Below are 15240 nucleotides of genomic sequence, written 5' to 3'. Positions count from 1 at the left end.
TCGCAGGCCACGGCGGCCACGGTCACACCTCGGAACGGCCGGCCTTCCGTTCGTCGACGGACGATCCGTTGGCGACCGGCCAACCGTTGACAACTGACGATCCGTTGACAGCCGGCACACCGTTGGCGGCCGGCGAACCGTTGGTGATGGACGTCCCGGTGGCGGCGGCGTCGGTGGGACCGCCGGACGGGGTGGGGTCGGTGTAGAACTGCCGCGCCCACTGCCGGTACCGACCGATCGGGCCGTCTCCCCGGGCGAGCTTCGGCTGTTCGACGTGCTCCTGGTGGTGCCACATCAGCAGATCCGCGCCGGTGTCGACCGAGGCCACCCGTTGGGCGATCGCGCCGAGCAACCGGGCGACGGGCAACGCCGTCGCCCGGGCGACCCGCTCGGGCAGGAACGGCAGGCCGGCCAGCTCCAACTTGGTGCCGAACCGCAGTTGGATCCGGCCCGCAGTGGTCGGGGTCGCGTGCAGCATGACGTAGAGGTCGCCCGCGCCGTTGGGCAACCGGGTGCGGGCCGCGATGGTGGCCAGTCCGATCACGGTGAGGGTGTAGGACTGGCGGCTCTGGCGCATGACGGTGCCCCGGGCGGTCGCGGTGACCGTGCTGATCGGCTCCCCCATCACCGGTGCCCCCTCGATGACCAGGTCCCGCAGCCCGTGCAGGGCCGGGAGGTGCCCCCAGTCGAAGGCGTTCTCGATGACGTCCTGCGGGTGACCGGCGATGTCGAAGGTGTTGTGGCTGAAGGGCTGCCGCTCGTCCATGCCGAAGATCGGCACCTGCCACTGCGGTGCGAGGCCGAGCGCGTGCCGCCACACGTAGATCGACCCGTTGGCCTCGCAGACCGGGAACTGGGTCAGGGTCGCCTTGGGCGGCGGCAGGTCGTACCCGGTCCGTACGCAGGCCCCGGAGGGGTCGAAGGCGAACCGGTGGAAGGGACAGACGATCTCCTCACCGTCGAGTGTTCCACCGACGCCCAGGTGCGCCCCGAGGTGGGGGCAGCGTGGGCGGACCGCCCGCAGCAACCCGCGGGGAGTCCGGTAGACGACCACCTCGCCACCCAGGAACGGGCGGGTGGTGATGGCCCCGGGGCGGACCTCGTCGGAGAAGGCCACGCAGAACCACCCGTTCGGGTCGGGACGCGTGGGCGGGTGGAGCCGGTCGGCCGGTGCGGCGGTGTGCCGCCGGATCTCACGGTTACGGAGCAGCTGTTTGACCAGCGACCTCATGGTTGTTCTCCTAGTGGGCGACCGGGCAGGCGTCAGGGCCCGGTCCGGGGGTCGACGGCACGGGTAGGGGCTGCGACGTGGCGACCGGCGGCGCGTCGGTCCCGGAGGTCTCCGTCCGACGCCGCAGCCGCAGGCGCAGCCCGCGGGAGCTGAGGCTGGTTTCCACCTTGGGTCGGAAGGGTTCCTCGCCGACCGGGGACAACTCCCAGCGGGCCGCCACCGCGGTCAGGGCCAGGATCGCCTCGGTGAGCGCGAACTGGTCCCCGATGCACTTGCGTGCGCCGGCGCCGAACGGGACGTAGCCCGTCCGGTCGGGTGAGGTGCCGCGCCAGCGGTCCGGGTCGAAGCGGTCCGGGTCGGCGTACAGGTCGGGCCGCCGGTGGATCAGGTACGGGCTGAGCACGAGGGTGTCGCCGCGCCGTAGCCGTACCCCGTCGAGTTCGGCTTCCTGGGCGACGGTGCGGGTCATCATCCAGGCCGGCGGGTAGAGCCGGAGGGTCTCGGTGACCACCCGGGTCGCCAGGTCGAGTCGGGGCAGGTGTTCGGGGCCGGGGAGCGCGCCTGCCAGGACGGTGTCGGTTTCGGCCTGCAGTGCATGTTGGATCTCCGGGTGGGTGGCCATCAGGTGCAGTGCCCAGGCCAGGGTGATGGCGGTGGTTTCCATGCCGCCGAGGAAGAAGGTGAGGGCCTGGTCGGCCAGTTCGGCGTCGCTGAGCCGCTGCTCGTGGTCACGGCTTTCCACGTCGACGGCCGCGACCAGTGCGGAGAGCAGGTCGGCGTGGTCGGTGGGGTCGGCCCGGCGGGCGGCGACGATCTCGGTGATGGTGGCGAAGAGCCGGGCCCGGGCCTGGTCGTAGCGTCGCTTGGCGGGGGTAGGTAGCCGGCGCAGCAGGGCCGGGGTCATCATCCGGCGGAAGAAGGCGCTCACCACGGTGTTGGTGTCGGCCAGGGCCCGGCGGAGGGTGTCCGCGGGGAGGGACCCGCTGAACATCGTCTCCATGGTGGCCTGGGTGGTCAGCGTCATCATCTCCCGGGTGACGTCGAGCACCTGACCGTCGTGCCAGGAGCCGGCGGTGGCGTGGGAGGCCCGGCCGAACACCGCCGCGTACCCGTGTAGGCGCTGTGGGTGGAACGACGGTTGGCACAGTCGTCGTTGTCGCCGGTGCAGCGGGTACGGGCAGGTGGACAGCCCGTCGCCGATGACCTCCCGGATCCGGTCGTAGATCGGACCGCCCTTGTCGAAGGTCCGGTCGTTGACGAAGATGTGCCGGGTCAGGGTCGGGTCGCAGATCAGCACTGCGGAGGTCGGGCCCAACCGGACCCGCACCATCCTGGGGTAGCCGGCCAGGGAGCGGATGAAGGCCAGCGGATCCCGCAACAGGGGCAACGCGTGTCCGAGCAGCGGTAGTGCACCCGGTGCCAGGGGAATCGACGCGGTGGTCGTCGTGGTCGTCTCGGTCATGGGTTACCTCGTTCTCCGGTCTGCCGTCGTCGCACCGGGCGGTGGGCGGGTGATCTCGAGCAGGGCGGTGGTCCAGCGGAAGCCGAGGCCGAAGCTCACGACGAGGACGTGGTCCCCGACCCGCAGTGCGCCGGTGCGGAACATCCGGTCCAGGGCGAGCAGCACGTCGCAGGGGCCGGCGTGGCCGAGGTGGCGGCCGAAGGTCCAACTGCTGTCGGTGGCGCGGCGGTGCAGCGGGGGTCCGGAGAGCACCAGGTCGAGCACGGCCGACCCGATCGCGATGGCCACCACGTGCGAGACGTCCGCCGCTGCCAGGCCGGTCTCGCCGAGGACGGTGTCGACACAGTGCCGGGTGCGGCGTTGAAGTGCCCCGATGTGCGGCAGGAGTCCGGTCTGTTCGGCGAGGAACCGTCGGCCGCCGCCGGCGGCGGCGCCCCGCTCACCGGCGCGGGTCAGCACCTCCAGCTCCGGTTCGGTGGCCTGGGCGGTAGCCAGCAGCCGGGCGAAGCCGGTGCCCCGGGTGAGCACCGCGGCGGCGCCGGCGTCACCGGCGACGTAGCCGATGTCGCGGACGTGGCCCCACCGCTGGTGGGGGAAGCGGGCTCCGGCGGTGACCAGGGCCGCCGGGGCGGTGGGTTGGGCGGTGAGGTGTTCGGCCGCGGTGACCAGGGCGGCCGCGCCGCCGTCACTGGCCGCGCCGACCTCGATCCCGGTGGTACGGGTGGCTCCGAGGACCCGCAGCAGGTACGGCGCGGGCGTGTAGTGGTCCTCGTCCTGGAAGGTGGCGTGGGCCAACAGGCTCACGTCGGCGCTGGGGACCTCGGCGTGGCGCAGTGCCAGCAGGGCGGCCCGGGCCGCCATCTGGGTGGCGGTCTCCCCGGTCGAGACTGCCGCCGAGGTGAACCCGTTGGCCGCGGCCATGGATGATGCGCCGGCCCGGGTTGCGTCCCACGGGTCCTGTTCGGGTCGGATCGGGGGTATCCAGGAACCGGTTCCGGCGATCGTGATGTCGTGCCACAACACCGCTGTCTCCTCGGCTGTCAGGGAAGGGCCGGTTGGGGGGTGTCGGCGTGCGGCCGGATCAACCTCCCGCTGTGGTCGGTGGCGTGGGCGCTGACCCCGGTCATGCGGGCCAGGACGTGGCCGTGGGGGGTCGAGGCGGTCAGTGCGCCGTCGGCGAAGCGGCAGTGCAGCCGGATCGTCGGGTGCGCGGCGCTGAGCTGGCAGTCGTTGCCCGGCCCGCCGAGGTCCACCGCCTCGATGCCGGCCATCGGGCCGACCAGGGGTGGCCGGTCGCCGGGTGGCGGCAGGAGCAGCAGGTGCACCATCGCGTCCAGCAGGATCGCCGGTACGGTCATCCCGGCCAGGGCCGGCTTCCACGCCTCGTGGTCCAGGCGGAACGTGGCGCTCGTGCCGTCCGGTCCCCGGGCGTACCCGCCGGTTCCGGCGAACGGACCGCTGAGGGTGATCGGCAGGTCGGCGGAGTAGACCGGCATGGTGAAGTCCGGTTCGGGGCGGTGTGTCATCTGGTCGGTCGGCGCGGGCAGTGCGGGGTGCCGGTCGGCCAGCACGACTGTCGTCTCGCAGAGCAGGTCGTTGAAGCGCAGGACCTTGCCGTTGCGGCCGACCCGGTTGGTGGTGATCCGGACCGCCACCACGGCCCGGTCCGGGGACCGGTCGGTGAGTTGGGCCTCCACGGTGATGGTGCGGGGTGGTCCGGCGGACCTGACCGTCACCGACGTCCGGCAGACCAGGTCACGGAATCCGGTGACGACGAGGTCGGGGCAGAGGTGTCCGGCTGCGCCGGCGGCGGCCTCGAGGGCGAAGGTGCCGGGGAGGACGTACTCCCCGTTGACCCGGTGGTGGCGCATCCACCGGCCGTCCTGCTCCGCGAGGGTGTGTGGCTCCCAGGTCTTGGTGAACACCGCCCAGCTGCGGCCGCGCAGCAGCACGCCGTCGAGCAGCGGCGTGGCCAGGGACGGGTCCGGTGGGGTGGGTGGTGGTGCGTCGGGTACGGGCAGTGGCAGCCGGCCGCTGGTGGTGTCGGTGCTGATCCCCCGCTGCCCCAGCAGTACGCGTTCCTCCGCCCGGATGTAGAAGACCGCCGCCCCGCTGCCGGGCCGGGTCACCGCGTCGAGGAACTGGACGGCACCCTGCCTGCTGCTGATGTAGGCGTCCATCCGGTTGCGGCGCAGGGTTTCCTGCATGGCGGCGCTGCTGGCGACGCCGACTTCCCGCCAGCCGCTCCAGAGGATGGCGAGTTCGCGGTGTCCCTCGGGTGCGTGCCGGTCAGCCCAGGTGCTCGCGTACGCCAGGTATTCGTTGACGGCGCAGTAGTCGACGTCTCCGGGGGCGGGGGCGAGGGTGGCCAGGGTGCTGAAGTTGCACCAGGTCCGGGGCGGCCGGCCGGCCAGGGCGCGTTTGAGGTTGCGGTAGCCGGTGGCTTTGGTGGCCCGTACCGCCCGGAAGTCGACCAGGGTCTTCGCGTGCAGTGCCCGGGAGCGCAGGTCGAGGACGGTGTTGATGAGCAGGTCGATGCGCCCGTGCCGGTCCATGACCTCGTCGAGGACCGCCCTGGTGCGGTCCGCGTCCAGCACGTCGCACACCCGGTGGTGGACCCGGTCCGGCCCGCACAGTTCGGCGAGCCGGTGCACGGTCCGGCGTACCTCCAGGCGGGCCTGGGCACGTTCGTAGGCGGTCTTGAGTTCCCGCACCGACGCGTCGGGGTGTTCCCGGCGTCCGGCGGCGATGAACTCGGCCTGGGGTGGCAGTTCGTCGTCGGTCTCCGGTAGCGGGGTACGGCCGACGACGTACAGGTGGGGTCGGTCGGTGGTGCGGGCCACGGCGTCGAGGAGTTCGGGGGTGATGCCCCGGGCGCCGCCGAAGGCGACCACCACCGCGTCCGGTGGCAGGGTGGGCTCCCCCGCCGGGTGCGGTCCGGTCTCGTCGTCGGCGACGGCCAGCTCGGACCAGGTCTGCCCGCGGCAGGCCAGGGTGTGCGTCGGCACTCGGGTGGTCGCCGCCCGGGCCAACTGCGCCAGCGCGGTCGGGGCGTCCGACGCGTCGGTGACCAGGGCGTTCCCGCTGCACTGCGGCACCTCGGCCCGCACCGAGCGGACGAGACCGGTGAACAGACCGGCGAGCGGGTGCGTCGTTCCCTGCGGTAGCGCGGCGAGCAGCAGCGCGGCGAGCGACCCGCCGGCCCGCAGCGCGGGCAGCGCGGCCTGGATGGTGGTGAACGCCAGGTCCTGGAGGTCCTCCAACCGGGCGGCCTCGGTGTCGTCGGCACCGCCGTCGGGGGTTTCCAGCCGGGTGAGGACCCGGATGTGGCGTGGAACGAACGGCAGGTCGGCCAGCGCGTCGGCGGCGGCGTCGGGCGGTACGTGGGTGGCGGCGTCGACTCCTGGCTGCGGTGACCAGACGGCGATGTCCGGTCCGGTGACCGCAGCGGCGAGGTCCGCGGCGTCGGTGAGCACGATGCTCCCGGCCGGGATCGCCGGCCCGTCCGGATCCGGTGGGGTCAGCGGACGCGGCTGGAGGGTCTGCCGGCGGCCGATCGGCTGTTCGGCCGGTTCCGGGACGACCCCTCCCGGGTCGGGGTCGGGACCGGTCGGCCTGGTGAACCGGATCGACGGTGATCCGGGGGCGGCCGGTGACACGACGGTGTCGGTGCCGGTGACGACGGCCCGGAGCACCGCCAGCAGGGCGTCCAGGGCCAGGTAGGTGCGGTCGGTGCCGGCCGGTGCCGGCAGGGTGTGTGCCGGGTCGTCGGCGGTGCCCTCGGGTGCGGTGCCGAGGGTGCCCAGGATGGGCAGGCCGTACTCCCGGGCGGTGGAGCGGCGGGCGACGGCGACGACGGCGGCGCCCTCGGCGACCGACCGACCCGCCGGTACGAGGGTGTCCAGGTGACGGTCCCATCCGCTGATCGGTCGCAGGCTCACCGCGCCGACGAGGGCCAGGTCGCAGGCCCGGTGGCGGAGTTGGCGCAGGGCCAGATCGAGGGCGCTGTGGGTGGAGTCGCGGTGGGCGTAAACGCTGGTGCCGAAGCCCCGCAGGTCGTAGTAGTTGGCGGCCCGGCCGGACAGGATGCAGGAGACGGCACCGGTGAAGTCGTCCTCGTTGAGCTCGTCGGGTATGACGTCGCCGGCGTCGGCGAGCGCTTTGGCGAGGTACTCCCGCAGTGTCTGGGCCTGCCCGGGGTCGGGTAGCAGGTCGAACGTCGAGGCGCACTCCTGCGCGTGCACCCGTAGGGCGGCGCGGGCGTTGTGCGTGGTCGGCAGGCTCGCCCCCACCAGGATCGCGGTGGTGGGTCGCAGCGCGGTTCCCGGCTCGCCGAGGTCGGCCAGGAGCGGCCCGAGGGCTTGGAGCATCATCAGGTGGGCGGGGTCCATGTGCCGCATCGTCCGGGGCGGGATCCGCACGTCGAGGGGGGACGGCAGCGGGTACGGGCTGCCGAAGCTCAGCTGCGGGGCCGGGCCGTCGCCGACGAGCCAGCCGGGCACCCGGTCACGGTCCAGGCCGGGCAGGTGGGTGCTCCAGCCCACCACGACCAGGTCCTCGGTGTCCGGGGTGCGGTCGGGCACCGACGGTCGGGGCGCGGGTCGGGTCGACGGCACCCGGTCGGCGAGCACCACGTGGGCGTCGGCTCCCCCGAGGCCGAACGAGGACACCCCGACCATCCGGGGGCGGGCCTCGTCGACCGGCCAGGGCGCATCGGTGACCGGCACCGTCAGTCGGGTGCCGTCGCCCAGCAGCGGGTGGGGATCGGTGACCACGGTGTGGCCGGGAATCGTGCGGTGGGCGAGGGCGACCAGTGCGTGCGCCACCGACACCAGCCCGGCCAGGACACCGGTGTGGCCGAAGACCTGTTTGTTCGACGTCAGCAGGCACGGCCGGTCCCGCTCGCCCAGTCGTGACAGCAGGGAACGTAGTTCCACCTCGTCACCGACGGGGGTGCCGGTGCCGTGGGCCACCACCCAGTCCACGTCGGAGGCGTCGACGCCGGCGTCGGCCCAGGCCCGGCCGATCGCCAGTTCCTGTCCCCGGGTGGCCGGGGCGTGGATGCCCTTGCCGCGGCCGTCGGCGGCCAGTCCGGTGCCGAGGACGACGCCGTGGATGTGGTCCCCGTCGGCCACCGCGCGGGCGTACGGTTTCAGCGCGAGCATGACGGCGCCCTCACCGATCAGTGTCCCGTCGGCCGCCTGGTCGAAGGGGCGGATCCGGCCGCTGACGGTGATTCCCTGGGCCCGGCAGAACAGCGTGAAGCCGATCGGTTCGATCACCGACGTGCCGCCGACCAGTGCCACGTCGCAGCTTCCCTCGCGGAGGGCCTTGACGGCGGCGTCGAGACAGAACAGACCGGTGGCGCAGGCCGCGTCGAGGGTCAGGTGTTGGGCGTCGCCCGGGATCAGCCCGCGTAGCGCGTTGCGGGAGACCGAGGCGGGCAGGTAGGCCAGCGGGTTGCCGCCGTCGCCGCCGTAGTGGGCGCTGATGGCGTGGTCGGCGAGTTCGGCCAGCCAGTCGTCGCCGCCGCTGCGCTGGATGGCGTCGCGGATCAGGCGTTGGTACTCGTCGCCGAGGACGACGCCCTGGGTGCCGAGCCCGGTCTGGTCGTGGATGCCGGTGGTCGCCGCCAGCCACCGGTCGCCGGGCCGGCGGTGTACTCCGGCCAGGGCCTGGACGGTGCAGTGCCGCAGCCACCGGGTGGTGCGTGGCCAGCCGGGGTGTCCCAGGAACCCGTCGGGTTCGGTGATCGAGGCGGGGTCGGGGACGAACCCCTGCACGTAGCCGGCTTCCCGGATGTAGAAGCTGTCGGTCTCCGCCGCGCTGGCCGACCAGAAGTGCCGCAGGTCGAACGCGGACGGCTCGCTGGCCAGCAGGACGCCCTCCCGGAGCCGGTCGTAGAGTTCGGCGGGGTTGTTGGTGCCGGGCAGGACCACCCCGAGGCCGACCACCGCGATGGCATCCGGGTCGTGCTCGGCGGGGCCGGTCTCCGGTCGGCGCGGCAGCGGGTCGCGCACCGGGCGTGGTGTCGCGGCGGCGGGGGCCGGTTCGGGTACGGCGACGACCTCGGGTACGGCGACGACCTCGGGTACGGCGACGACCTCGGTGGTCGAGGGGTGCACCTCGGGTGTCCTGGCTGCTGCGGTGGGGCGGACCGGTGGGGTTCGGGTGGGCACACCGACCTGCGCGGCGAGTTTGCTGTGCAGTCGCAGACTCTGCATTCCGCCGATGCTGATGCCGCCGTCGGCGACGAGGGTCTGCCCGGTGATGAATCCGGTGTCCGGGTGCAGGAGGTGGACGAGCAGCCGGGCCGCTTCGGGGGTGGAGATGGTGCGGCGCATCAGGTCGCTGGTGCGCGGCGAGTCTCCGAGCGCGGCGGCCGGGTCGTCGAGGTTGACGACGATTTCGCTGGCCACGGAGCCCAGCAGCACGGTGTTGACCCGGATGTCCTGGTCGGCCAGCTCCAGCGCCAGGTACCGGACCAGGGACTCCAGGGCGGCCTTGGTGACGCCGCCGGGGCCGTACCCGGGGACCGGCTGGTGGGCGCCGACGCTGGACAGACAGAGGATGCCTGCGCCCGGGCGGCCCACCATCAGCTCGGCCGCCCGGCGGGAGCAGTGGTACGCCCCCATGACGTTGGTGGACCAGGCCCGCTGCCAGTACGTGTCGTCGACGTCGAACAGGGGCAGGAACGCGCCGCCGGCCGCGTTGTTGACGAGGAAGTCGAGGCCGCCGTGCCGCTGCCGGACCAGGTCGAACATCCGGTCGATCTCGGTGCGTTTGGCCACCGAGGCCCGGATGAACTCCGCGCTGAGGCCGGCCTCCGCCAGCTCGGTGCGCAGCAGTTCGGCCTGCTCGACGGAGTGGAAGTAGTTGACGACGACGTGTGCGCCGCAGGTGGCCAGTCGACGGACGATGTCCGCGCCGAGGCTCTTGGCCGCGCCGGTCACCAACGCGATCCGACCGTGCAGGCGTGGCGTGTCGGTCATCGGGCGGTCGCCTCCCCCCGGGCCTGGACGACGGCTTGCGCGATCCGCCCCAGGGTGCCGACGGTCAGTAGGGAGGTGTTGGCCCGCAGGTCCGGCAGGCCGTACCGGTCGGCGACCCGGCCGAGGAGGGCGACCTGCTTGAGTGACTCCACGCCCAGGTCGGATTCCAGGCCGTCGTCGTCGCCGAGCAGCTCCGGCGGATAGCCCAGGTAGTCGCCGTACAGGGCCCGGATCTCGGTCAGCACCACCGCGTACTGCCCGTCCGCGTCCGATGCGGACGACACGTGGTCCACGGTGGCCGGGGAGGCCGGTGTCACCGGTGCCTGCGGGGTCGGCGGCGCCAGGACGGACGGGACAGGCGGCGTCGGGGCGATGGGGGCCGGCGGGGCGGGCGGGACCGCCGGGGCGATTGGGGCAGCCGGGACCGCCGCCGCCGGGACGGTGGGGACCGCCGGGACAGTGGGGACCGCCGGGGCGGGTATGGTCGCCACGGGTGGCGGCAGCACGAGGGTGGGAGCCGGTCGAGCCGGGACAGGTGGCGCAGCCGCGACGGGTGGCGGGGTCGCCGGGAAAGGTGGCGACGCCGGCGTCCGTACCTGCGGTGACACCGTTTCGGTGCGGCCGGCGACCAGCGCCCGGACCGCCGCGACCGGGTCGTGTTCGCTCAGCGGTACGACCGACTGGATGCCCGGGACCGACGCCTCGACGAACCGGGTGACGACCGGCCACTCCCCGCATTCGATGAACGTGTCCGCGCCGGCGGCGTGCAGGGCGCGCACCGTGTGCAGCATCCGGACCTGGGCGGTGAGCGCGCCGGCCACCAGCTCGACCGGGTCCTCGTCGCCGATGTCCCGGCCCAGCCACGGTGAGGACACCCGCCACCGTCCGCCGCCGTAGGACACCCGGGGGGCGGTGGCCAGCAGGTCCCGGGCGGCCTGCGCGACCGCCGGGGTGTGGGTGGGGTGCGGAACGTCGAGGCGGACACTCGGCCAGCCGAGCGCCTCGGCCACCCGCTCCGCCTCGTCGATCTGCCGTCGTGGACCACTGAGGACACTCTGCCGGGGTGTGTTCTCGCAGGCCAGCACCAGGTGCGGGTGGCCGATCAGCCCGGCGAGTGACTCCGCGCGGCGGCCGTCCACCCCGACGGCGAGCATCGTGCCCGGCCACGCCTGCCGGGTCAGTGCACGGGACCGGGCCACCGCCAGGCGCGCGGCGTCGCCCACCGACACGTGCCCGGCGGCGGCCAGGGCCCAGAGTTCCCCGATGCTCTGTCCCACGATCGCCACCGGTTCGACGCCCTCGGCGACGAGCAGGTGGTACGTCGAGAGGCTGACCGCGAAGATCTCCAGGTACTGCACCTCGGGGCTGTAGGGGCGCTCGCCGGCCACATCCTCGATCAGACGGGTGCTGATGTCGGGCAACCCCAACTCCCGGGCCGCCTTGTCGATGCGGGTCAGTGCCTCACGTACCGTCTCGTAGCGGCTGTGCAGGTCACGCAGGATGCCCGTACGGGGAGCAGCCACTGTGCCGGGCATGACGAAGACAGAATCCACCATGTGCGTCACCCTCGTTTCCGTCCCGGTGAACGGGCTCTGGCGCGCCGTGCCGGCGCAGGGACAATCGACGACGTGCGGCCTGCGGGTCCGGATGGACCCTGCGGTCACCCCGGCCCGGACCGCCCGGCCGGGGCAGGTTCCCGGCCGGCTATTCCGCGATCCGCGACCGGTACGCCCAGCGGAAGACGAGCGGCTCACCGTCGCCGTCGTCGGGGCGTTCGAAGTGCTCGTAGCCACCGTGGTGCGGGACCTTCACCTTCGGTGCGTCCGGCGAGATCCGTTGACTGCGAAGCTCGGGCGGAAGGCTCGCCGGGCCGCCTTCGAGTGCGATCAGAACGGTGGTGTGGGGGGTCGTGGTGTCGTCCGGCTGGGGGGACACGGTCATGCGGATAGCCTCCCCGGGGAGGACGAACGAGACATGCGTCAGCTGACCCACAAAACCGACCCGGGGTCGCCGAGTCATCCGTCATCGGGAACCCGCGTTGCGGAGCGCCTCCCGGGCGATCTGGTTACGGCTGCGCAGCCCGAGCTTGTGCAGGGCGCGGGAGATGTGCGTCTGGACCGTCCGGCGGGTCAGGAGCATCGCGGCGGCGATCTCGGGCGTCGAACGGCCCTCGGCGACGAGGACGGCGACGCGCCGTTCTGTGGCGGTGAGCGCCGCCCAGCCAGACACCGGCCGGGCTGCGCGGGGGCCGCTGACCCCTCGGCGTACGCCCCTGCCCCGCAGCCGCGCCTCGGTGCGACGGACGTCCCAGGTCGCGCCCACCCGGGTATACAGGTCGATCGCCTCGGTGGCGGCCGCTCGGCATTCGTCGGTCGCACCGCGGCCGGCCAGCACCACCGCGAGGTCCTCAAGGGTCGCTGCCAGCTCGGTCCTGGGGCCGGCCGACCGGTAGTGCTGCGCGGCCGTGCGCAGCGGTTCGGGGTCCTCGGTGGCGAGGCCCACGCAGCGCTGACGCATGGTCGCGGCCCGCCCCGGTGTTTCCTCGGCCTCGGCCCAGACGCGCGTCAGTTCGAGGGCAGCCGTCACGGTCGAGGAGTCCGTGCCGGCCGACGCCATCCGGATGAGGTCGGCGAGCCACGGGTGGTGGGGCCCTGCGCCGGAGTCGGGGCGGTGCTGCAGCATCGTGGCGAGCAGGGCGGCGCCCCGTTCCGGTTCGCCCTGCTGTTCGGCGTGCACGGCCCGGGCGGCGAGGAGGAAACCCTCGCTGTCCTCGTCGGTGCTGCGGTCGGCAGGCACGTCCGGATCGGAGCGCAGGTGCGCCTCGGCGAGCGCGCGGTCGTCGCGCCGGACGGCGATCAGCGCGGTGACGCCCCGCCGCAGCAGCGCGGGTCCACCCCGGTGCAGACCCGGATAGCACGGGCCACAGGGGTCGTCCGCGACCGGGCTCAGTGCCGTCAACGCCTCATCCCAGCGGCCGAGCCAGTAGTACAGCATCGCCTCGGTGACGCCGATGGACCCGGCGGCGACGTCGTGTGCCCGGCGACGGATCTCCCGGGACAGCCGCAGCACCCTGTCGGCTTCCCTCCACCGGGCCATGTTCTGCAGGCTCACGACGCGGCAGTGCAGGGCGAACATCTCCAGTTCCGGGTGGTCGGGGTGACCGACGAGGGCGGTGAGCGCCTGTTCGGCGTACCGGAGCGCGGCCGGGTGGTCACGCCGGTCCGAGCGGGTCAGGGACAGCACGACGCTGGCGCCCGCGATCGCGCAGTCGTCGCCCGAGCGGCGGCCGGCGTCGAGGGCCTCGCCGGCCAGGATCTCCGCTTCGTTCGACCCGCCGGCGCCGGCCCGGCTGATCAGGGCCAGGGTGCCCAGGAGGCGTCCGCGCCACGGTTCGGGTATCGCCTGCCGGGTGAGCACCTGCCGCAGGATCAGTTCGGCCTCGTCGGTCTTCCCGCTGTTGTTGAGCGCACGGATCAGCAGCCAGTGCAGCTCGCCGTACGCGTCCAGCCCGGTCGACGACGCGAGGGCCTCGCGGGCCCGGTCGGCAGCCTCCTCCCACCGGCCCAGCAGCTGTAGTGAGCGGGCCAGCGCGACGCTCAGCGAGGCCTGGTGCGGGTCCTGTGCCGGAAGCTGTCCGAGCTGTGCGCGCAGCAGCCGGACCGTGAGTCCCGGGTCGGCGTCTGCCAACGCGTGGGCGGACCTCTGGAGCCAGTCGGGCACCCACCGGTTCTCGACGCCGCCCGCCGCCACCAGTTGGTGTGCCACGGTGAGCGGTTCGGCGGCGGCGGCGGCCAACTCCCGGGCCAGGTCGAGATGCAGCGCCCGGCGCAACGGCAGCGCGACGGCGTCGTACAGGGCTTGGCGGATCAGCGGATGGCAGAAGGTCATGCGCTCACCGGAGCCGGCGAGGATCCGGGCCGTGACGGCCCGCTGCACCACGTCGGCGAGGACCCGCACCGGCCGCCCCAGCACGACACTCAGGTCGGTGACGGTGAACTCGGTGCCGAGCAGTGCGGCGGTCCGCAACACGTCCCCGGCGTCCGGCACCAGCCCGAGCCGGCTGGTCAACGCGGCGGTGAGGGCCGGAGGTATCCGGTCGTCGTCGTCACGCAGGTCCGCGTGTCCCGCCACGACCTGGACCAGGTCCTCCCGCACCAGGACGTCGGCCAACTCACGCAGGTAGAGCGGGTTACCCACCGCCGCGCCCGACCACCGGCTGAGGGTCGGGCCGGGCGGTGCTCCGAGCAGCCCGGCCAGCAGTTGCGACACCTCCGCTTCGTCCAGCGGCACGAGGCTCAGCAGGTGTTCGTGGCCCCGGCCGGCGTTGGCCGGGGTACGGGCCGGACGGGACGGGTCCTGACTGTGTGCGGCGACCAGGAGTAGGGGCAGATGCTCGACGCTCGCGGCCAGGCGCCGCCAGACCACGGTCGACGCCTCGTCCATCCAGTGCGCGTCGTCGACGATCAGGACGGTGGGGCCCGCCGCGCACAGGTCGCCGACGAGCGAGACCAGCATCTCGGCCACGGCAGCCAGGGCCGACCCGGTGGCGGGGAAGGCCGGCGGTTGGCCAACCAGGGTCTGGGTGATCTCCGCCCGGGACGGATCATCCGGCCGTTGGCGGACGCCGAGACAGGCGAGCAGGACGCTCAGTGGTAACTGGTGGGAAAGTTGGTCGGCGACGGCGTGGAACACCTGGTAGCCGCGGCCGGCCGCGGCCCGGGCGGTGATGGTGAGCAGCGAAGTCTTGCCGATGCCCGGCTCACCGGCCAACCGGAGCACCGAGCCGGTTCCCCGCGCCAGCCGGGTCAACGCGGTCTGCGCGAGGCTCAGCTCACGCTCTCGCCCGACCCATACCTCGGACCCGGACTCCGGGCCTATTCTCAGCATTCCCATCGAAGATGAATCGCCGCCGGAAACATATCCGACGACGCAGATCCCTCTTCCGGCCAAACCGAATCCCAGCACACCGCGCCGGCCGGAAATCAACATCTATGACGGCCGCTGGACCGGCCCACAATACTCCGGCAGGCGGCCTTGATCGACCGCCGCCAGGTCACCGAAATCCCTGAGTTTATTCGCTCGGACACCCTACGATGAGCCATCCTGATAGGAAGTTGTCGAAAAATCAAGGGAAGCTCCTCGAGTGCGCAGAGAGTCACTTTCCAGTCGAGCCGCCAGGGCAGTTATCGGATCGCGAAACACGTGTCGGTCAGGTTAATTTATGATGGAGCAGCCACCACCGAATGTGAGGAAGGGCCGTTAACTTGGCGCTCCCGGCAGGGGTCCGGGCATAATCAGACTCACTCGCGCGAGGATTCGCCAGTTCTTGGGGTGTCCGATGGTGCGCCCGGCACGGATGCGCGGTGAGGAGTGCCAATCGCGTGCCGCGATGACACTCGGCGGCAGGAAAGCAGCACGTCTGGTCAGCGAGCACGACGTCGTCGCCGCCCGACAGGGCAACGTCCGGCCTGCACCGGCAGACGGCGCAAGCGGACGCTACCTGCTCAGCCTGGTTGTCTCGATCCTGGGATGAATCGGGACGACTGGGATGGAAA

At 72.8% G+C, this 15240-nt stretch carries 8 protein-coding genes; 1 reads left to right on the top strand and 7 read right to left on the bottom strand.

Annotated features, from left to right (window positions below):
• Positions 1-22: 22 nt before the first annotated feature.
• The 7 genes from GA0070216_RS29880 to GA0070216_RS29850 all read right to left on the bottom strand — a co-directional run bounded on the left by GA0070216_RS29880 (position 23) and on the right by GA0070216_RS29850 (position 14572).
• On the bottom strand, positions 23-1231 hold the full coding sequence (locus tag GA0070216_RS29880; RefSeq protein WP_091253098.1) for a Rieske 2Fe-2S domain-containing protein: 1209 nt from the start codon (positions 1229-1231) through the stop codon (positions 23-25).
• 10 nt (positions 1232-1241) lie between these two features.
• Positions 1242-2693 carry a cytochrome P450 gene (locus tag GA0070216_RS29875; RefSeq protein ID WP_091253096.1) on the bottom strand — a complete coding sequence of 484 codons (1452 nt, stop codon included), beginning with the start codon at positions 2691-2693 and terminating at the stop codon, positions 1242-1244.
• 3 nt (positions 2694-2696) lie between these two features.
• Positions 2697-3716: a 3-oxoacyl-[acyl-carrier-protein] synthase III C-terminal domain-containing protein gene (locus GA0070216_RS29870; RefSeq protein WP_091253094.1), complete on the bottom strand. Its 1020-nt coding sequence runs from the start codon at positions 3714-3716 to the stop codon at positions 2697-2699.
• 17 nt (positions 3717-3733) lie between these two features.
• Complete coding sequence (locus GA0070216_RS29865) at positions 3734-9685, bottom strand: SDR family oxidoreductase (RefSeq protein ID WP_091253092.1); 5952 nt, start codon at positions 9683-9685, stop codon at positions 3734-3736.
• Positions 9682-11241, bottom strand: a complete 1560-nt coding sequence (locus tag GA0070216_RS29860; RefSeq protein ID WP_091253090.1) for an acyltransferase domain-containing protein — start codon at positions 11239-11241, stop codon at positions 9682-9684. Before GA0070216_RS29860 ends, GA0070216_RS29865 begins: the two co-directional genes overlap by 4 nt.
• A 148-nt stretch (positions 11242-11389) precedes the next feature.
• Positions 11390-11626 carry a DUF5988 family protein gene (locus GA0070216_RS29855; RefSeq protein WP_091253088.1) on the bottom strand — a complete coding sequence of 79 codons (237 nt, stop codon included), beginning with the start codon at positions 11624-11626 and terminating at the stop codon, positions 11390-11392.
• Between the two features lie 81 nt (positions 11627-11707).
• Positions 11708-14572 (bottom strand): ATP-binding protein, encoded by a 2865-nt coding sequence (locus GA0070216_RS29850; RefSeq protein WP_176739209.1) that lies wholly within the window; start codon positions 14570-14572, stop codon positions 11708-11710.
• Between the two features lie 469 nt (positions 14573-15041).
• Here GA0070216_RS29850 and GA0070216_RS34840 point away from each other — a divergent pair, with 469 nt between their 5' ends.
• A complete protein-coding gene (locus GA0070216_RS34840) occupies positions 15042-15218 on the top strand; it encodes a hypothetical protein (RefSeq protein ID WP_176739208.1) in 177 nt (58 codons plus the stop codon).
• Positions 15219-15240 lie beyond the last annotated feature (22 nt).

Source organism: Micromonospora matsumotoense, assembly GCF_900091525.1.
GTDB lineage: Bacteria > Actinomycetota > Actinomycetes > Mycobacteriales > Micromonosporaceae > Micromonospora > Micromonospora matsumotoensis.
This window is presented reverse-complemented; position numbering and strand designations above follow the sequence as displayed.